We start from the raw sequence: 18,133 nt of genomic DNA, 5'->3' as shown, positions 1-18,133 counted from the left end.
CCACGATAATCACAGGAAAGGCAGGCAGAGTAAGGTTGATAAAGGCTGGACAGCACAAAAACAGAAGCGTCTCAATTCGTCGGACGATCCCGACTCTTGTGTACGCTTCTGTTTTTTGTTTGGATTAAATGGATAAGGCCTTGGTTTCCGCTTGTTCCAGGATCATCTGAGCAACAGCCCGGCCGCTGGAGAAAGCGCGTTCAGCTAACTCACCTTTCCCTTGACAGCCGTCGCCGCAGAAGAAGAACGGAACACCTGCCAAACGGTTGGGCAGCAGTTGATTGGTGTAAATATTTTTGACGCTGGCGACCATCGCTTTCTTCGACACGCGTTTGACCTCAACAAACTCGCGCCAATTCGGATAGTACGTATCAAACAGGGCTTCCATCTGCTGGGTTTTCTGTTCCAGGTATTGCTTCTTCTGCTCCTCATCAGGGAAGTCGTCGTTCAAGTAGGCGATGCCTTGCAATAACTGACCATGAACGGGAGCCACCGTAAAATCCGTGGCAGAGACATCGCTGATAAAGATCTTATGATCGATGTCGCTGATATAGTGGAACGGACGGGCAACGACTTTGGAAAAGCCCACATCATAAACCAGCACTTCGGTCGAGGTGTTGTTCTTGTACGGTTCCAGTGCATTTGCCCAAGGCGTTTCCTCCAGCAGTTTGGTCACCTGTTGTACTGGCATGGCGAAGATCACTTGATCGTACACAAGCTGCTGTCTTGTTTTCGTGTTCAACACGAATTTCCCGTCTTCCATCGTAATCGATTCGACCGGCTCCTTAACCGTGATCTCCCAGGACTCATTGTCTTGGATTTTATGGATCAATTGGTCGGTAATTGTCGCCCAACTGCCAAGAATGTAGCTGACCGGCCGGCTGGAGAGGAAGAGGTTATGGTAATATTCAGAGATGACCGAACCCGGCACCTTGCGCGCTTCCTCCGGTGTAATGAAGAAGTTGGAACAAACCAGATGCTCCCACAGTTCTTTCACGTCTGCCGATGCGTGTGAATGCTCCAAATATTCGCCAAGCGTGCGATACTGCTTCAAATGATGGATGTTACCGATCACGGCCGCGATTTCGGCGACAAACCGGACTTTCTCCATAGGAGTCAACACATTCGTCTTCATAATGTTCATGAAATCGAGCGGGGCAGGGGTTAACCGTCCGTGCTTTGCGTACATCACTTTACGCTTATCGACCTGCTTGCTCTGGAATTTCAAATGCAGCTCTTCTTCCATAGCATGGAGCGTATGTCTGTCGATGCCGTATACTGCGTGTGCTCCATAGTTCAGAGTAAATCCCGATTTCTCATAGGTGAAAGCACGTCCGCCGAGCTGGGGGCTCCGTTCAAACACGGTACCAGACGTATTGCCGTTGTCCGACAGGTATGCAGCAGCCGTAAGCCCGGCCAGGCCGCCGCCAATAATCGCGATTTTCATGAGGTAACCTCCTAAAAGGTAAAATGAAGCAACCGTTTTATAAACAAACAAGCAAAACCGTATAAAAAAACATTATTTATCTACAGTATATGCTATTCATGTAAGCGCGTCCATAGAAACAGACACGAAATGTTCGATATTGTAATCGCATTCACGTAAAAACCTTGCATTCACGACTTGACACCGAATTTTTACCAGATGCTAGCACCAAAATAGGCAGATGCACATAAAATATACCGTTCAGCAAAGAGGGAGGAGGAGCCAACTTGGCCGTCATTAAAGCAAACTCCGAAGACGTGAGGCTGCTGGCGCGCCTGATGCGCGCGGAAGCGGAAGGAGAAGGCGAACAGGGCATGTTAATGGTCGGCAATGTCGGCGTAAACCGAATCCTGGCGAATTGCCTGGATTTTCGGGATATTCGTGACATGAATCGGATGGTGTTTCAGAGACCCGGCGGGTTCGAAGCCACGGTGAGGGGATATTTCTACCAACGCGCACGCGACCGGGATATCCGCTTGGCGCAGCGCGCGATCAACGGGGAACGCATTTGGCCGGCAACCAATGCGTTATGGTTTTTCCGGCCGACAGAAGATTGTCCTGCCACCTGGTACAACCAACAAAATACCGGCCGCTTTAAGGCGCATTGCTTCTTTGCTCCATCCGCGGAAGATTGCCCAGCCGTCTATTAACTCTGTCATTTGCTTGATTAATCATAAGGAGGAATGGATTAGATGTTTACTCAACAATTCCGGCAAGCCGCATATCCCGCAGGCCATAGTACTTATCCGATGATGCCGATAGGAGGAGGATATCCACAAACAACCGGAACCGGCATGCCGCCGCAAGTAGCCAGCGGGAGCCCGATTACGCCCAGTGGAACGGTGATGCCGTTGCCGCAGCAGGCTTTTGAGCAATCTTACATTGAAAATATTTTTCGTCTGAATTTAGGCAAAGTCGGCACGTTCTACATGACCTACGAGAACAACAGCGAATGGAACGCGAAAGTCTTTAAAGGCGTACTGGAAGCCGCCGGACGCGATCATATCATTATCAGCGATCCGGTTACTGGCGTGCGGACCGTGATGCTGATGGTCAATTTCGACTACGCTACGTTCGACGAGCCGCTGATATATCAATACCCTGGCGTGATTGGTTCCCCGCCGCCAACTCGTTAAATTCATTCAGGTTCCCTTGCACTTCCAAGGGGGCCTTTTTGTTTATTTTTCCAGCCTGCCACGCCTGTTCGCTAGGAATACCGCAGCGTTTGACTGTGTAGTGTATAATAATATAATTAAGATGAATTTATATATGGCATGTAACTGTTTGGAAATAAAGGAGATGAATCCCTTGGGAAATTAAAGCTGTCGTTCTTATATGGAATGCAATGGAATACTGATGATTTTAATCCACGAAGGAGGTGCACCTATTCGCCGCCGGATCGGCGGGAATAGGAAACGTATTGAGTGACCCTTTACCGAGTCTTTATTCCGTAGGATTCATGGTGTTATTGGTGTTGCTTAACGGACTTTTTGTGTCGGCTGAATTTGCCATTGTGAAGGTGAAGAGCTCCCGCATCGAGGCGTTAGCCGAGGAGGGGCGAAGGAACGCGATAATCGCGAAAGAGCTGTTAAGCAAGCTGGACGGTTATTTGTCAGCCTGCCAGGTTGGGATAACCCTCAGTTCGCTTGGGCTCGGCTGGCTCGGCGAACCCGTTGTTGCCCGAATTCTAGGGCCGATGTTCGAAATGATGGGCTTTGGCGAAAGGCCGGGATTTATTATTTCGTTAGCCGTTTCGTTTCTCCTGATCGCCATCTTGCATATCGTGCTGGGAGAGCTGGCCCCCAAGACGATCGCTGTCCGTAAAGCCGAGACCATCACGTTATGGCTCGCTTGGCCGATGCGCATCTTTTACCGGCTAATGTACCCGTTCATCTGGCTGTTAAACGGGCTCTCCGCCGGTCTCTTGCGACTGTTTCGCATTGCGCCAGTAACGGAGCAGGACTCGCTTCACACGGAAGAAGAAATCCGTGTCATGATGAAGGAGAGCAGCGAAAGCGGTTTGATCGACAGCACGGAAATGTCGCTGGTGGACAATATTTTTGAGTTTGCCGATACAACCGCTCGGGAGATTATGATCCCCCGAACTGAAATGATCTGTTTGTATACTCAGCATTCGCTGGAAGAGAACCTGGAAATCGCCTTGGAAGGCACAAGAACGCGTTATCCTGTTTGCAATCATGATAAAGATCATATTATCGGATTTATTCATATTAAGGATTTGATCCGCTCCCAAAACCGGAATTTCCGTGACTTAATTCGTCCGATTATGGCCGTCCCGGAATCGATCCCGATCAGTGATTTGATGAAGCGCATGCAGCGGGGACGAACGCAAATCGCGATCTTGATCGATGAATACGGCGGGACCTCTGGAATGGTTACGTTGGAGGACATCGTCGAGGAGATTGTCGGCGAGATTCAGGATGAGTTCGATGAGGAACGTCCTGGGATCGAGCAGATGGACACGAATGTGTATTCGATCGACGGGCTTATGCTGATCGAGTCCATCAATGACCGATTTGGCCTGGAGCTGGATTCCGACGATTATGACACCATTGGCGGTTGGTTATATTCACGGATCGATATCCTGCCTCCGCAGGTCGGGCAAACCGTAGAATACGGCGGAATCACGTACGTGGTGGAGGAAACCGACAACAAACGCATCTCTCGCGTCAAGCTCATTCGCCAGCAGCTCTTGCCGTTGGAAGAAGCGGGCGCTTAAAAATAAAACCGGATGACTCTCATTGATAGAGAGCATCCGGTTTTATTGTTTTTCGATTAGAATGCCCAGTTGCCTTTAATGAAGATCGGTTCTTCCTTGCCGTCTGCAGTGATGCCGAAAATATCCATCTCAGCGGACCCCACCATAAAGTCTTCATGCGCCAAGCTGGAGTTCAAACCGCGTTGTGCCAGTTCTTCCTGGGACATCGATTTGCCGCCTTCCAGGTTAAAGGCGTAGGCATTGCCGATGGCCAGGTGGTTGGAGGCGTTCTCGTCAAACAGCGTATTGTAGAACAAAATACCGGATTGCGAGATTGGGGAGTTATGCGGAACTAACGCCACCTCTCCCAAGTAATGCGAACCTTCGTCCAGATCCACGAGCTGTTTAAGGACATCGGCGCCTACTTCGGCTTTGTAATCCACGATGCGGCCGTTTTCGAACGTCAACGAGAAACGGTCGATGATCGTGCCGCGGTAGCTCAGCGGTTTCGTTGCGGAGACCGTGCCGTTTACCCCAGTTTTGAGCGGAGCGGTGAAGACTTCCTCGGTTGGCAGGTTGGCCAGGAAGGTGTTGCCTTGGGCGTTGATGCTTTCCGCAGCGACCCACAGATGGCCTTCCGGCAGCTCGATGGTGAGGTCGGTCCCAGGCGCTTTGTAATGCAGCTTCTTGTATCGTTTCGCATTTAAGTAATCGGATTTTTGCGTCAGGTTCTGGATATGTTGCTGCCAAGCGGCGATCGGGTCTGGTTGATCCAGGCGAACCGTACGGAAGATTGCTTCCCACAACGCTTGTACGCGTTCTTCTTCAGGAAGGTTAGGGAACACTTTATCCGCCCAAGCCTTGGAAGGAACGGCCACGATCGACCAGCTGAATTTATCGGACATCTGCATTTCGCGGTATTTGCTCATCGCTTTGCCGTACGCTTTCTGATGATTGGTGAGCCGCTGGGTGGACACGCCTTTCAGCAGATCAGGGTCGGAGGAAATGACATGCAGCACCGCTGCACCGTTCTCTACGTATTCCAGCATTTCGCCGGCATACCATTTTGGTTCATCCAGGAAAGATTCTTCGGCAGCCATATCATAGCGAAGACGGGTGACCACATCGTCGCTCCAGTTGACTTTAACAAAGCGAGCGCCGGCTTCATAGGCTTGTTTCACAATAAGCCGGACGAGCTCCGCGCTATCGATGGTCGTGTTGATAATCAAATTTTGTCCGGGTTGAACGTTAACGCCAATTTTTACAGCGAGTTCAGCATATTTTTCCAGTTTCTTTTGAAAATCGGACATCTACGGTTTCCTCCAAACTTTAGGAATTAATTACATGCTTAATCATACACCATTTGCCAGCGAAATTGGAATGCCGTGCGAAGGCGATCCTTAGTTTCTACATTTGATATTCCCCCAAAACATGGTACGATATTGCAAAGAGACTGTCCCATAAAAAGGAGTTACGTAAATGATGAACGAATTGACCATTGTTCACGCAGAAATGCGCCGGGAGGAGGATGGCTCCTATATCGGCAAAACCATTTTCGAAGTGAGCTCGCATAAGGCAGCTTATGAAATTACCTTCTACAGTGAGAAGGGAACCGATTGGGATTACAGCCTTCATTATGCCAACGAACCTGGCATTGAGGAGCAATTCCTTCAAGTTGACGCACGGATCGAAGAAGACGACGAGTGGTTTGATACCCTGTTGGATGCTGCGTTGGATACGCTGCCGGAGGCTTAAACCGTAAACTTCCGTTGGATACGGAAGAGTGGGGGAGGAGGAACAAACCGTGTGGCAACATCCGTTTTATCGCACATCGCTTGGGATTATTATGGTGCTGACCATTATCTATTTGTTGTCCAAGGTCAGCTTTATCTTTAATCCGCTGGTGACGCTGGTGTCCATTCTAATTGTCCCGCTCACGATCTCCGGATTTCTATATTATCTGCTGCGGCCGATCGTACAGTTCTTGGAACGGAAGAAACTGAACCGGGTGCTGTCGATCCTGCTGATCTACTTGTTATTCGCCGGAGTCATTACGATCTTCTTAATCGTTGTATGGCCGCCGCTCCGGAGGCAGATCATCGAATTTATGAACAATGTGCCGAAGATGATCAACGGACTGCAGACCCAATTCAACGACATCCGCGACAATCGTTATCTCTCCATGGTGACGAATGAAACCAGTCCGGAACTGATGAGCAAAGTCACGGAATATTTGAACTCGGCCATGGAAGCCATCTCCGGTTACTTGTCCCATGTGGTGACTTTCCTGAACGATTTCGTCATTGTCGTCGGTACCGTCCCGATCCTGCTCTATTACATGCTGAAGGAAGACGAGCGGGTCACGCCATTGCTGGTGCGGATGCTGCCCAGTCGTTACCGCCGCGATGGAGCCAGCGTCATCCATGAAATTGATAACATGCTCAAAGGATTTATCGCCGGCCGCATGATTAGTGCGATGCTGCTGGCGTTTATGAGCTTTATCGGTTTTTGGCTGATAGGTTTGCCCTACCCATTGCTTCTTGCGGTGGTGGGCGCGTTGTTTAACTTCATCCCCTATTTCGGGGCGCTGCTGGGGGCAATTCCTTGTGTCATCGTGGCGTTCACCGTGTCTCCGTCGATGGTATTCTGGGTTATCGTTATCGTGGTGGTTGCGCAGCAAATCGAAGGCAACTTGATCTCCCCATACATCTATGGCAAAACGATCAATATTCATCCGTTGACCACGATCGTCTTGTTGCTGGTGGCCGGAGATTTTGGCGGCATCCTGGGGATGATCTTGGCGATTCCGGTTTATATGATGCTGAAGATTATCGTACTCAAAGCACATAAACTTTATTTTGCTGAAAAAATTGAGGAGCTCACCGAATCGAATCCATAAAATTCCATATGACCTGCAAGGTGACAAAAATCATATCTCCCATCCCCGCGATTAGGCGATGATTATTCTATCAATTTGCTCGGGGGATGATGTACATGGCAGTGCAAGCCAAAGGCGGGAAGTACTTTTACGCATGGAGCAAGATTCTTCCCGACGGATCGTTTTACCTTCCGGATCAAGCCCTGCAAGAGTACCAGATTCGACCGGATTCCAACATTATTCTGATGACCGGCCGGAATACGGCCAAAGGCTTTAGCGTCCTGTGCAAAGAACTGATTGCCAACTCGCCGCTGGCCCCGATCTTCGCCAGCATTCCTCAGCTTCAGCAATTCGCCATCCCGGAAGGGGAACCGGTTATCGTTAAAGAACGCACGTTTTGCTGGGTTTACTTGAACAGCAAAGGGTATTTTACGCTGCCGCTGTCAACCTGGCAGCAATTTGGCCTCCAGCCGGGCGACCGGCTGCTCAGCTTGCGTGCCACCCATCTAGCGTTTAACAATTTGGCGGAGGGACCCTATATTGAGCAAGCGAAACAACTCCGCGATATTCTCGTCTATGAATGAAAAGATGCTTACAAAGAAACCAGCCAGTCGTCTGAACTTTCAGCGGCTGGCTGGTTTTATGTTATACTCGTTCAACTGCAAAAATTATTCCACAGCAACTACGGCGGCCGGTTCAGGGATCGTGTATAATGTAAGAAATTGGTCGTCTGCCTTGCAGGCGGCAAAGGAGGAGCAGGCATGAAACCGGCTTTATTAATCATCGATATGCAGCAAGTCTTTTTGAACCATCCTCGCATCCAAAGTGAAATCCCGGGAGTTTGTGAGTACATTAATGCCGTCGCTGACTTGTTCAGGGAAGCGGGCCGGCCGGTTGTGGTAGTTCAGGATCAGGATGGGGGCGTTGGAACTCCGGGATACGAGGTCATCCCAGAAGTCAAAATACTCGAATCGGACCTGCGGATCTCCAAAGCATGGAGCAACTCGTTCTGGAAGACGAACCTGGAGGAGCTTCTGCGTGAACATGACACCGATTTCGTCGTGGTCTGCGGATTTGCCGCCGAATACTGCGTCACTTTTACGTTTAACGGCGCGGTGGAGCGCGGATTTGGTGCGGCTATTTTGCAAAAAGGCATCCTCGGCGAGCACCCCGATTCAGTGGCCGCCGTCTATCGGGATCGCAGTCTGATCAGTTATTCTGTCATCCGAGCGCTTTTGAAGCAAAATTAATTTATGGCATTAATCTCAGCAATGTGATCATGAGGGCGGGTAAGCGGCTGCTGACCGGCGAGGGCCTGTTTACGACGGTCTTCACCAACGCCGGGTATCAACGGCAGGCCGTTACTTTTGCTTCACCTTATCCCGGAAAAATCGTCCCGCTGGACCTGCAAATGCTCGGCGGGAAGGTGATCTGTCAGAAAGACGCTCCCTATGTGCGGCCAAAGGCGTGTTCGTCGGCATAGAATTCCAGCGTAAGCTCGGCACCGGCTTCTTTGGGGGAGAAGGCTTCATCATGCAGAAAATCGAAGGTGACGGGCTGGCTTTCGTGCATTCCGGGGGCTTGGGCAACCTGCTCGATGGAAGATAACAGAAGTGCGCGATGTCCGCGGTCTGCTTCGTGAGAAAGGCGGTTGACATTCCGCTCCTCAAGTAACTAATATGGTTACATGATGATGAAAAGGGGGAGCGGCTTATCATGACGATCAGCTCCAGATTTTCTGTGGCGATTCACATCTTGTCCCTGCTTGAAATCAGCAAGGACGAGATTTGCACTTCGGAATATATTGCTGGCAGCGTCAACACGAATCCGGTTGTCATCCGCCGCATTATGGGCATGCTAAGCAAAGCGGGCTTGGTGGAAGTCCGTACGGGGGTAGCCGGAGCCAAGCTGTCACGGAAGCTGGATCACATTACGCTGCTTGATGTATACCGTGCCGTGCATGTCGTGGAGGAAGACGGATTGTTTGCCGTCCATGATCAGACCAACCCCGATTGCTTGGTCGGTAAGAATATTCAAGCGGCCATTGAACCGATCTTCTCCAAGGCGCAAAAGGCGATGGAAAATACGCTTGCGGCGGTAACGCTGCAGGACGTTGTGAACGAAATTACGGTCAACAACCCATCCGTGTAACGCAAGTGCATCTAACGGTATGCGGAGTGAAGCCCCCCGATAGCAGGGGGCTTTTTTTATACCGAAATTGACAATTGGAGTCCCTGTAACTATACTGATTACAACGACTAAATGTAACATCCTCTGTTACAGCTGCTATTTCATCTGGGGTTGTAATTTGTTCTTATTTTGAAGGAGGAAATCCATCATGGCTCATCCCTTGCCGATTCATCCCGCCACGCAGCTTGGCGTTGTTCAACTTAAAGTTCGCGATCTGGAGCGCTCGCTCACCTTTTATCAAGAGGTGATCGGCCTTCGGCTGCTACGCCAAAACAGCAATGTTGCCGAGTTAACCGTTGACGGCCAACATCCCTTGCTGATTCTGGAGGCAGATCCCCGTTATCGCATTCTGCCTGAGCGTTCCGTGTCCGGTTTATACCACTTTGCCATCTTAGTTCCGGGTCAAGTGACATTGGGCCTTGTACTTCGCAATTTGATCCGGCATCAAATCCCGGTGGGGCAGGGCGATCACCTGGTCAGCGAGGCGCTGTACTTGAGCGATCCGGATCAGAACGGCATTGAGATCTATGCCGATCGCCCCCGCGACACCTGGCAGAAAACCGCGTCCGGCGAAATTCACATGACGACCGATCCGGTGGATATCGAAAACCTGTTACATCTCTCCGAGCGTGCGCAGTGGAACGGTTTGCCGGAAGGTACTCGCATGGGCCACGTGCATTTTCATGTAGGGGATTTACAGCAGGCTGAACAGTTCTATTGCGGAATATTGGGGTTTGAGGTCACTCTCCACTTTGGGGTTTCGGCTTTATTTATCTCCGCTGGCGGTTACCACCACCATATCGGCCTGAACCTGTGGGCTGGCAAAGATGCGCCGCCAGCGCCGGAGGATGCGGTGGGCATTCATTATTTCACGGTGGAACTGCCGGACGTTCCGGCCTTGGAAGCCGTCGTAAGCCGGTTGGACGAAGCCAAGGTGGCCTATGTGCGAGAGGGGAATGAGCTGCGGCTAAGTGATCCTTTTGGCATCGGAATTAGACTAACGGTTGCTGCCTAAAGAGTGAACATTCAGTGGAAGATCCTTCGGATTTTAACTCTTCCTTTTGGCGCGGTCCTTCACCTATAATAGATTTACGTATATTTTAGGAAAGGACCGGTCGTTATGAAAATGTTCCCTCAATTGGAAACGGAACGTTTTGTACTCAGAAGGCTGACGACGAAGGACGCCGCCGATTTGTTCCATTATTTCTCCAACGACGAAGTGACCAAATATTACGATCTGGATCGTTTCGTGGAACTCCGAGAAGCCGAGGAACTCATCCAGAAGTGGAACAGCCGCTATTTGGAGAAGCGGGGCTTTCGCTGGGCGATTACGGTTAAGGCCGAAAGCGACCGGGTGATCGGCACTTGCGGTTTTCATAACTGGTCGAAGGAGCATTACAAAGCAGAGGTTGGATACGAGCTCAACCCGGACTATTGGCGCCAAGGTGTCATGACGGAAGTGCTGCAGGAGATTCTGCGCTTCGGATTTGAGGATCTGGGGCTAAATCGGATCGAGGCCTATATCGACCCCGATAATATTCGATCCAGGTACTTGTTGGAGAAAACGGGCTTTCATGAGGAAGGGTATTTAAAGGAAACGTTCTTCGAGAAAAATCAATTTGTGGATGCCGTTGTCTTCGCGTTGCTGAAGAAGCAATATGAAGCGAAACGGAACCGGCAGTTCCGGTAGAGCAACCTCCAAATTGATTTTCCATCGGAAGTTTCGGCTGGTTTTAGTTAATGACCACGCTGGGACTTCTTGTTTTTTTGTTAGGTGAAATTAACGTATTGCCGTAATTAGGCTGGGGAACACCGCAAATTTAGCGGCGCTCCCGAAGATACTCCGTTTGATGAAGGGTGTGAACCTGGCGAAGCACCGTCTGAGCATGTTCCCTGAATTTCACATCCACGATCTGATCCTTGATCAAAAAGACACCGGTTTGCCCGCGATGCTGCCCCCGTGCAGCGGCATATAGCAACCCGGCTCCATGGGTCGGCGGGGAGAAGAACAATTTCATCACCGGTTTCAGCCAGATCGGAATACCCGAGTGTCTTCAATTACGTAACGTGTTGTTGCTCCCTGGATCAACACTCCGAATCTCGATGCCCTCCGCGGCAAGTTGCGGAGCTTACCGGGATATCCGAGTGAAGCAAGGGAGCTACCGTCCGGAGGATTGTGAGACGGAGGGTATGAACGGCACCCGTGCTGACGGCGCGAAGGATGCAATGCCGGGTAAGCCCATGTCGACGGCAGAGCGGCGTTATTTTTCCGCGTCACCGAGTAAAAGCCGTTATTGAAGAATCGCCGTTCTTTTGCCATAATAAATCGAAGCAGATGACTCGTCCGCGCTGGCGGGAGTCTTACATTAAAGGGGGAGCTTGGGTTGAAGGGGATTATCACCGTACTGGGTAAAGACAAAGTGGGCATTATCGCCAAGGTTTGCACGTATTTGGCCGATCATAATGTGAACATTCTTGATATTTCGCAGACGATTATTCAAGGGTATTTCAATATGATGATGATCGTTGATATTTCTGCACCCACCAAAAACTTCGAGACGCTGGTTGAAGAACTGCAGGAGCTGGGACTCTCCATCGGCGTAGAAATCAAGCTGCAGCACGAAGATATTTTTAATACGATGCACCGGATCTAAGGAAGGGAGGGGACACCATGATCTCACGCGTTGAAGTACAAGAAACCAATTCGATGATCCGCGAGATGAACCTCGACGTGCGCACGATTACGATGGGCATCAGCCTGATGGATTGCGCTCACGAGGATATGAACGTATTTAACCGGAACATCTACGATAAAATCACCCGCACTGCCGAGAACCTGGTCAAAACCGGGGAGGACCTGGAGAAGCAGTTTGGCGTGCCAATCGTCAACAAGCGGATCTCGGTTACTCCGATTTCGATCGCTGCCGGCGGGCTGAAGACCGATACGTTCGTGCCGGTGGCCGAAGCGCTGGACCGGGCGGCCAAAGAGGTTGGCGTCAACTTTATCGGCGGCTTCTCGGCCCTTGTGCAGAAGGGCTTTACGAACGGCGACCGGGTGCTGATCGACAGCATTCCTGAAGCGCTGGCTGTCACCGAACGGGTCTGCTCCTCGGTGAACGTGGGCTCCTCGCGCAGCGGAATTAATATGGACGCGGTGAAAAAGATGGGCGACATCATCCTCCGTACCGCGGAACGGACGGCGGACCGGGCTTCGATCGGCTGCGCCAAGCTGGTTGTGTTCTGCAATGCGGTCGAGGATAACCCGTTTATGGCGGGAGCGTTCCACGGCGTTGGAGAGCAGGAGTGCGTCATCAACGTGGGCGTCAGCGGCCCCGGAGTTGTGAAACGCGCGCTGGAGGAAGTCAAAGGCAAGGATTTTGAGACGTTGTGCGAAACGATTAAACGGACGGCGTTTAAGGTCACTCGGGTCGGTCAGTTGGTTGCGCAGGAAGCGTCGAAGCGCCTTGGCGTCCCGTTTGGCATTATCGACTTGTCACTGGCTCCAACACCGGAAATCGGCGACTCGATCGCAGAGATCTTCCAGGTGATGGGCTTGGAGGAAGCGGGAGCGCCGGGAACGACCGCTGCGCTGGCGATTTTGAACGACAACGTGAAAAAAGGCGGCGTCATGGCCTCCTCCTACGTTGGCGGCTTGAGCGGTGCGTTCATCCCGGTCAGTGAGGACCATGGGATGATCGAAGCGGTGCAGCGCGGCGCGCTGACGCTGGAGAAGCTGGAAGCGATGACGTGCGTGTGCTCCGTTGGCCTCGATATGATCGCGATTCCCGGCAACACGAGCGCCGCGACGATTTCCGGTATCATCGCTGACGAATCGGCAATCGGCATGGTCAACAACAAGACGACCGCGGTTCGGATTATCCCGGTAATCGGCAAGGACGTTGGCGAGATCGTGGAGTTTGGCGGGTTGCTGGGCTACGCGCCAATTATGCCGGTCAACGCCTTTAACTGCGCTCCGTTCATCGAGCGGGGTGGCCGGATTCCGGCTCCGATCCACAGCTTTAAGAACTAAATGGCGGGGGACGCAGCTATGTTCAAAACGATCGGACTCCTGGCGCATGTCGACGCTGGGAAAACCACCTTTGCCGAAGCGTTGCTCTACCATACGCAAACGATTCGCAGCCGCGGTCGGGTTGATCATCGCGACGCCTTCCTGGACAGCCACGAGATCGAGAAGGCGCGGGGCATTACCGTATTCGCCGACCAGGCGGAAATGAAGGTTGGGGATTCCACCTACTTTTTGTTGGATACGCCGGGGCACGTCGATTTTTCCGCAGAAATGGAACGGGCGCTGCAAGTGCTCGACTATGCGGTGATCATCGTCAGCGCGGTGGAAGGGGTGGAAGGCCACACGGAAACGGTCTGGCAGCTGCTGCGGACATATGGGATTCCTACGTTTTTCTTTATCAATAAGACGGATCGCACCGGAGCTGACCCGGATCGAGTTCTGGAAGATATCCGCCGCGAGCTGAGCGCGAATGTACTGGATCTGACTACCTGGGCAGCCGTCGAGCAACTAGACGAAACGGAAAAGGCTTGGCTTGCGGAACAAGATGAGGCGCTGCTTGAGCCATTTTTGGAAGGGACATTATCCGACGCAGCGTGGAACGAACATCTCATTCAGATGGTTCAAAACGGCCAGGTGTTTCCTTGCCTGCGCGGATCCGCGCTCTTGGATATCGGGATCGACGTGTTTATGAAGGCGTTGGATCGTTTAACGGTTACTCGGTATGATCCAGAGCTTCCGTTTGCGGGGCGGGTGTACAAAATTCGGCATGATGAGCAAGCGACACGGGTCACCTTCATCAAAGCCTTGCAAGGCACGTTAAGAGTCAGGGATGAACTAACCTATGGCCCGGAAGGGGGGCAACGGACGGAGAAAATTACCGCTATCCGCAAATACAACGGTCAACGATTTGTGCAGACGGATTTCGTTCAAGCGGGGGAACTGTTCGCGGTAACCGGATTGACCTCGGTATCGTCCGGTGAAGGCCTCGGGGCATTGGTAGACCCGATTCGCCGTGAGCTCGCTCCCACGTTGCAGTCGAAGGTGCAATTTGAACCGCCGCTTCATCTGAAGGAAGTCCTGCGGGTATTTCAGCTGCTGGACGCCGAGGACCCGACTTTAGGAACCCGTTGGGATGAAGCGCTGCAGGAGCTGCATATCCATGTCATGGGCAAAATCCAATTGGAAATTTTGCAACAGGTAGTGCAGGAACGTTTTGGGATGAAGATTACGTTTGGACCACCGGAAATTTTATATAAGGAGACGATATCTACACCGGTGACGGGCTGCGGTCACTTCGAGCCACTAGGGCATTATGCCGAAGTCCATTTGCGGCTGGAGCCTGCGGAACGGGGCAGCGGGGTGACGTTTGTAAATGCTTGCCATGCGGATGATTTGTCCGTAGGATATCAAAACCTGATCGGTCAACATGTGTTGGAACGTGAGCACCACGGCCTGTTGACCGGCTCGCCGCTGACGGATGTTCGCGTTACGTTGCTCACCGGACGCTCACACAATAAACATACCAGCGGAGGCGATTTCCGCGAGGCGACTTACCGCGCGATCCGGCAGGCGTTGGAGCAGGCGGAGAATGTGCTTCTGGAGCCGGTGTACCATTTTAAAATCAAGGTGCCATTAGATCAGCTCGGTAAGGTGTTAACCGACATCCAGCAAGCGCACGGCCGATTTGATCCACCGGAGACGGGAGAAGAGACGGCGGTGATTTCAGGTGTCGTTCCGGTCGCCACGTTTATGGACTATCCGACAGAGCTTGCATCGATGACGCACGGGAAAGGTTCGATCATGCTGAAATTCGGCGGTTATGAGCCTTGCCATCAAGCCGAGACGACCATCGCTCGGAAAAACTATAACAAAAATGCCGATCCGGCATATACCTCGTCTTCAATCTTTTGTGCAAAGGGGCAAGCGTATTCTGTACCGTGGGACGAGGCGCCCAAACATATGCACGCTTCGGTATCATGAGGTGATCCTATGTTTCGCAAATTCATGATCGCCTTCGTTTTATCGATCATTCTCACCTCATGTACAAGTCAGCCTATGAAGGATGACCCTAATTCGGAGGCGTACACCTTGTACAATAATATTTTTTATCACCAATATTCGAATCAACTTCACTTTCTCACAGAAATTTTTAGGAGTTTAACGAACAAGCCAAGTGAAGCTGATTTGGCTTATATTCAAGGGAAAATTGACGGGTACTCCGAAAATAGTTGGTTTGTTTTCTACTCGATGAATCGCACGGATAGTCCGTCCCTGGATCAGGCAGTGCCTGCAGAACTGCGTTCCACCATGTATGAACTCATAGGCGAGACAAATCAGTTATTAAATTCCTTGAACGAAACGTTGGATGCACATAATAAACTTTCCGTTGCACAAGATAATCAAGAGCTTATTCAAGAAGTGATTGAGCAGTGTGATGAGCTGAACGTCACCTCAAGTTATATCAAAGACGAGAAAAATTGGAGCTCCTACAAAGAACAATTACAGTTGGCTCTTCTTAAGGTCCAAGAGCTTCGAAGTAAATTCGAGATAGAATGATGGATTTCATGACGTCATGTTGACAATCCGTTACTAGGTGCATATAATAACCAATAATTCCATATTGCCAAATGTGTTGATTAGAAATAGTAAACGTGATTTGACCTTTCAGAGAGCCGTTGGGTGGTGCGAAACGGCAGTGTCCGTCATGTTGAACTCGTCTATGAACAGCTGCCTGATAAGTAGGGTAAGCCGGGATTCCGCCGTTACAAGGATAGATGGTGTTAGCCATCGAAAGAGATCATTTCATCATGTGAAATGAATTAGAGTGGTACCGCGGGTTAAACCTCGTCTCTATAGCAGAGACGGGGTTTTTTTGTTGATTAAAGTCCGGGTTTAATCAACCCCGCTTCACATAGATCCAATCCAAATTTCAAAATCAAGGAGGAACTTTCAGATGGACCGTTACCGCAACATTATCGTTCTGGATACCACGTTACGCGATGGGGAGCAAGTCCCCGGAGCCAAGTTAAACGTACGGCAAAAGCTGGAGTTTGCCCATCAACTGAAGCGCCTCCGTGTCGATATGATTGAGGCCGGCTTCCCTGCGTCCTCGCAAGGAGATTTTCAGGCGGTGCAGCAAATTGCCCGAAGTGTAGGGGACAGCGTAGGCATTACCGCGTTGGCCCGGGCGGTTAAATCCGACATCGATGCCGTATACGAAAGCATCCGTGAGGCAGAACAACCGTTGATCCATATTGTGCTTGGCGCTTCGAACGTCCATGTGGAAAAGAAATTTAACCGCTCCAAAGATGCCGTTCTGCAAATGGGTGTCGATGCGGTGAAATATGCTAAAACTCTGTTGCCGCAGGTCCAGTATTCTACCGAGGACGCTTCGAGGGCGGATTTTGAGTATTTGTGGAAGACGATCGAGGCGGTCGTCAAAGCCGGAGCCACGATGATTAACATCCCCGACACCGTGGGCTACGCGGAGCCGGAGGAATTTGGACACCTGATCCGACGCATTCACGAGCGGCTGAAAAATCTCGACGATTCTGTAATCCTCAGCGTCCATTGTCATAACGATCTTGGTTTAGCCACCGCCAATACCTTAAGCGCCATCAAGAACGGGGCCGAGAAAATCGAGTGCACGATTAACGGTCTTGGTGAACGGGCCGGAAACGCCTCGTTGGAGGAAGCGGTGATGGCCTTGAAGGTACGCGAGGCGCTGTACGGATGTCGCACGAACATCGATACGAAGGAGCTGATTCGCACGTCACGGCTGCTGACCCATTTGACGGGACTCGATGTGCAGGTGAACAAAGCGATCACCGGCGACAATGCGTTTGCCCATTCCTCCGGAATTCACCAAGACGGTCTGTTGAAGGATAAGCAGGTGTATGAAATTATGTCCCCTGAAGAGGTGGGGGCTGAAAGTATGGAGCTGATTTTGACGGCCCGTTCCGGTCGGCATGCGGTGAAGCATGCGGTGGAGAAGTTGGGGTTCGATACGTCGGATGCCGTGGGGTTTGAACGGTTATTCCAACGGTTTTTGACATTGGCCGATGCGAAAAAAGAAGTGTACGACCATGACCTATATTACCTGATTAGTGAACATCAAGAACAAAGCGATTCCGGTCATCCGCTGTTCGAGCTGACTTCGTTCCAAGTCGTGACGAATGACATTTGCCCAACGGCCACCGTTACCTTAAAGATCAACGGACAAGAGCGGAAGGGCAGCGCGATTGGAGATGGCCCGATCGACGCGCTTTACAGTGCAATCAAGTCGTTAACCGGCATCGACGCCAAACTGACTTCCTATAAGATCAACAGCATTTCCCATGGGAAAGAAGCGATTGGTCGGGTAAATATTCAGCTGGAAGCAGGAGGAAAAACCTACACAGGACGCGCCATGGACACTGACATCATCAAAGCGAGCGGTCAGGCCTTCGTGAACGGCATCAATGCGATGGTATTAGCTGGTGCGCCCATAAGCGACATAACAAATGTTATGTAAACTAAATGAGCGGTGCGTAAAAAATGAGGCAGAAGGAGCTCTCATAAAGAGCCTTCTGCCTTTATTTTCATTGTTCATTCAGTTGGGATAAGGGTACTTCTTTTTCGTTCTCCGGTTGACCTAACGGATAGATCCGTGCGGTTTCTTTCTTTTCGTCCACGTGTTGAATGTAAACCGGTTCGCCATCGTAGGTTACGTTGACCATGGTAGGGGAAGCGACAATCTCTTTAGCGCGTTGACTGTCCATCGGATAACCTCCTATTGTCATGTAGTTCAGTCTTCCTGCCGATCATAAAATACCCGGTTCCCCCTGGTTTTAT

Annotated in this window: 19 protein-coding genes, 1 pseudogene and 1 other annotated feature; of the genes and pseudogenes, 16 read left to right on the top strand and 4 right to left on the bottom strand. The window is 51.1% G+C overall.

Annotated features, from left to right (window positions below):
- Positions 1-124 precede the first annotated feature (124 nt).
- A complete protein-coding gene (locus U9M73_RS06270; RefSeq protein WP_009226140.1) occupies positions 125-1,447 on the bottom strand; it encodes a phytoene desaturase family protein in 1,323 nt (440 codons plus the stop codon).
- A 266-nt stretch (positions 1,448-1,713) separates the two neighbouring features.
- Here U9M73_RS06270 and U9M73_RS06265 point away from each other — a divergent pair, with 266 nt between their 5' ends.
- The 3 genes from U9M73_RS06265 (at position 1,714) to U9M73_RS06255 (ending at position 4,226) form a co-directional block, all read left to right on the top strand.
- On the top strand, positions 1,714-2,136 hold the full coding sequence (locus U9M73_RS06265) for a cell wall hydrolase (RefSeq protein ID WP_009226139.1): 423 nt from the start codon (positions 1,714-1,716) through the stop codon (positions 2,134-2,136).
- A gap of 42 nt (positions 2,137-2,178) precedes the next feature.
- Complete coding sequence (gerQ, locus tag U9M73_RS06260; RefSeq protein ID WP_009226138.1) at positions 2,179-2,622, top strand: spore coat protein GerQ; 444 nt, start codon at positions 2,179-2,181, stop codon at positions 2,620-2,622.
- 323 nt (positions 2,623-2,945) lie between these two features.
- Positions 2,946-4,226, top strand: a complete 1,281-nt coding sequence (locus tag U9M73_RS06255) for a hemolysin family protein (protein ID WP_260070286.1) — start codon at positions 2,946-2,948, stop codon at positions 4,224-4,226.
- Positions 4,227-4,282: 56 nt separating this feature from the next.
- Here the strand turns inward: U9M73_RS06255 and U9M73_RS06250 are convergent, their stop codons facing one another.
- Complete coding sequence (locus U9M73_RS06250; RefSeq protein ID WP_009226136.1) at positions 4,283-5,515, bottom strand: aminopeptidase; 1,233 nt, start codon at positions 5,513-5,515, stop codon at positions 4,283-4,285.
- A gap of 169 nt (positions 5,516-5,684) precedes the next feature.
- On the opposite strand from U9M73_RS06250, the gene U9M73_RS06245 reads away from it, so the two are divergent.
- The 8 genes and pseudogenes from U9M73_RS06245 to U9M73_RS06210 all read left to right on the top strand — a co-directional run bounded on the left by U9M73_RS06245 (position 5,685) and on the right by U9M73_RS06210 (position 10,963).
- The gene (locus U9M73_RS06245; protein WP_009226135.1) at positions 5,685-5,960 is read left to right on the top strand and encodes a hypothetical protein; all 276 of its coding nucleotides are present in this window, start codon (positions 5,685-5,687) and stop codon (positions 5,958-5,960) included.
- Between the two features lie 49 nt (positions 5,961-6,009).
- Positions 6,010-7,104: an AI-2E family transporter gene (locus U9M73_RS06240; protein WP_009226134.1), complete on the top strand. Its 1,095-nt coding sequence runs from the start codon at positions 6,010-6,012 to the stop codon at positions 7,102-7,104.
- Positions 7,105-7,199: 95 nt separating this feature from the next.
- Positions 7,200-7,667, top strand: a complete 468-nt coding sequence (locus tag U9M73_RS06235; RefSeq protein ID WP_036646024.1) for a hypothetical protein — start codon at positions 7,200-7,202, stop codon at positions 7,665-7,667.
- 177 nt (positions 7,668-7,844) lie between these two features.
- On the top strand, positions 7,845-8,333 hold the full coding sequence (locus tag U9M73_RS06230; protein WP_260070283.1) for a cysteine hydrolase family protein: 489 nt from the start codon (positions 7,845-7,847) through the stop codon (positions 8,331-8,333).
- Positions 8,334-8,362: 29 nt separating this feature from the next.
- Positions 8,363-8,664, top strand: a pseudogene (locus U9M73_RS06225) (AIM24 family protein); the annotation flags it as partial.
- A 135-nt stretch (positions 8,665-8,799) separates the two neighbouring features.
- Positions 8,800-9,234 (top strand): Rrf2 family transcriptional regulator, encoded by a 435-nt coding sequence (locus tag U9M73_RS06220; RefSeq protein ID WP_323076570.1) that lies wholly within the window; start codon positions 8,800-8,802, stop codon positions 9,232-9,234.
- 187 nt (positions 9,235-9,421) lie between these two features.
- Complete coding sequence (locus tag U9M73_RS06215) at positions 9,422-10,288, top strand: VOC family protein (RefSeq protein WP_260070281.1); 867 nt, start codon at positions 9,422-9,424, stop codon at positions 10,286-10,288.
- A 105-nt stretch (positions 10,289-10,393) separates the two neighbouring features.
- Positions 10,394-10,963 carry a GNAT family N-acetyltransferase gene (locus U9M73_RS06210; RefSeq protein ID WP_016312123.1) on the top strand — a complete coding sequence of 190 codons (570 nt, stop codon included), beginning with the start codon at positions 10,394-10,396 and terminating at the stop codon, positions 10,961-10,963.
- 130 nt (positions 10,964-11,093) lie between these two features.
- Here the strand turns inward: U9M73_RS06210 and U9M73_RS06205 are convergent, their stop codons facing one another.
- Positions 11,094-11,291: a hypothetical protein gene (locus U9M73_RS06205; protein ID WP_323076568.1), complete on the bottom strand. Its 198-nt coding sequence runs from the start codon at positions 11,289-11,291 to the stop codon at positions 11,094-11,096.
- 366 nt (positions 11,292-11,657) lie between these two features.
- Here U9M73_RS06205 and U9M73_RS06200 point away from each other — a divergent pair, with 366 nt between their 5' ends.
- The 5 genes from U9M73_RS06200 to U9M73_RS06180 all read left to right on the top strand — a co-directional run bounded on the left by U9M73_RS06200 (position 11,658) and on the right by U9M73_RS06180 (position 17,813).
- The gene (locus U9M73_RS06200) at positions 11,658-11,927 is read left to right on the top strand and encodes an ACT domain-containing protein (RefSeq protein ID WP_260070279.1); all 270 of its coding nucleotides are present in this window, start codon (positions 11,658-11,660) and stop codon (positions 11,925-11,927) included.
- A gap of 17 nt (positions 11,928-11,944) precedes the next feature.
- Positions 11,945-13,303 (top strand): PFL family protein, encoded by a 1,359-nt coding sequence (locus U9M73_RS06195; protein WP_397376591.1) that lies wholly within the window; start codon positions 11,945-11,947, stop codon positions 13,301-13,303.
- Between the two features lie 18 nt (positions 13,304-13,321).
- Positions 13,322-15,280: a translation factor GTPase family protein gene (locus tag U9M73_RS06190; RefSeq protein WP_323076566.1), complete on the top strand. Its 1,959-nt coding sequence runs from the start codon at positions 13,322-13,324 to the stop codon at positions 15,278-15,280.
- Between the two features lie 108 nt (positions 15,281-15,388).
- Positions 15,389-15,856 carry a hypothetical protein gene (locus U9M73_RS06185; protein WP_260070277.1) on the top strand — a complete coding sequence of 156 codons (468 nt, stop codon included), beginning with the start codon at positions 15,389-15,391 and terminating at the stop codon, positions 15,854-15,856.
- 67 nt (positions 15,857-15,923) lie between these two features.
- Positions 15,924-16,155: a binding site (T-box leader), on the top strand.
- Between the two features lie 98 nt (positions 16,156-16,253).
- On the top strand, positions 16,254-17,813 hold the full coding sequence (locus U9M73_RS06180; protein ID WP_323076565.1) for a 2-isopropylmalate synthase: 1,560 nt from the start codon (positions 16,254-16,256) through the stop codon (positions 17,811-17,813).
- Between the two features lie 67 nt (positions 17,814-17,880).
- Here U9M73_RS06180 and U9M73_RS06175 read toward each other — a convergent pair whose 3' ends face one another.
- Positions 17,881-18,060, bottom strand: coding sequence for a small acid-soluble spore protein H (locus U9M73_RS06175; protein WP_036646017.1), 180 nt, complete (start codon positions 18,058-18,060; stop codon positions 17,881-17,883).
- Positions 18,061-18,133 lie beyond the last annotated feature (73 nt).

This window comes from Paenibacillus phoenicis, from assembly GCF_034718895.1.
GTDB classification, from domain to species: Bacteria; Bacillota; Bacilli; order Paenibacillales; family Paenibacillaceae; genus Fontibacillus; species Fontibacillus phoenicis.
The sequence above is the reverse complement of the archived record's forward strand: the minus strand, read 5'-3'. Positions and strand labels throughout refer to the sequence as shown.

Bases quoted from the DNA above. Each gene is read 5' to 3' on its own strand.
- U9M73_RS06270 (WP_009226140.1), bottom strand. From the start codon at position 1,447: ATGAAAATCGCGATTATTGGCGGCGGCCTGGCCGGGCTTACGGCTGCT.
- gerQ (WP_009226138.1), top strand. From the start codon at position 2,179: ATGTTTACTCAACAATTCCGGCAAGCCGCATATCCCGCAGGCCATAGT.
- U9M73_RS06255 (WP_260070286.1), top strand. From the start codon at position 2,946: ATGGTGTTATTGGTGTTGCTTAACGGACTTTTTGTGTCGGCTGAATTT.
- U9M73_RS06250 (WP_009226136.1), bottom strand. From the start codon at position 5,515: ATGTCCGATTTTCAAAAGAAACTGGAAAAATATGCTGAACTCGCTGTA.
- U9M73_RS06245 (WP_009226135.1), top strand. From the start codon at position 5,685: ATGATGAACGAATTGACCATTGTTCACGCAGAAATGCGCCGGGAGGAG.
- U9M73_RS06235 (WP_036646024.1), top strand. From the start codon at position 7,200: ATGGCAGTGCAAGCCAAAGGCGGGAAGTACTTTTACGCATGGAGCAAG.
- U9M73_RS06230 (WP_260070283.1), top strand. From the start codon at position 7,845: ATGAAACCGGCTTTATTAATCATCGATATGCAGCAAGTCTTTTTGAAC.
- U9M73_RS06220 (WP_323076570.1), top strand. From the start codon at position 8,800: ATGACGATCAGCTCCAGATTTTCTGTGGCGATTCACATCTTGTCCCTG.
- U9M73_RS06215 (WP_260070281.1), top strand. From the start codon at position 9,422: ATGGCTCATCCCTTGCCGATTCATCCCGCCACGCAGCTTGGCGTTGTT.
- U9M73_RS06210 (WP_016312123.1), top strand. From the start codon at position 10,394: ATGAAAATGTTCCCTCAATTGGAAACGGAACGTTTTGTACTCAGAAGG.
- U9M73_RS06205 (WP_323076568.1), bottom strand. From the start codon at position 11,291: ATGAAATTGTTCTTCTCCCCGCCGACCCATGGAGCCGGGTTGCTATAT.
- U9M73_RS06195 (WP_397376591.1), top strand. From the start codon at position 11,945: ATGATCTCACGCGTTGAAGTACAAGAAACCAATTCGATGATCCGCGAG.
- U9M73_RS06190 (WP_323076566.1), top strand. From the start codon at position 13,322: ATGTTCAAAACGATCGGACTCCTGGCGCATGTCGACGCTGGGAAAACC.
- U9M73_RS06180 (WP_323076565.1), top strand. From the start codon at position 16,254: ATGGACCGTTACCGCAACATTATCGTTCTGGATACCACGTTACGCGAT.
- U9M73_RS06175 (WP_036646017.1), bottom strand. From the start codon at position 18,060: ATGGACAGTCAACGCGCTAAAGAGATTGTCGCTTCCCCTACCATGGTC.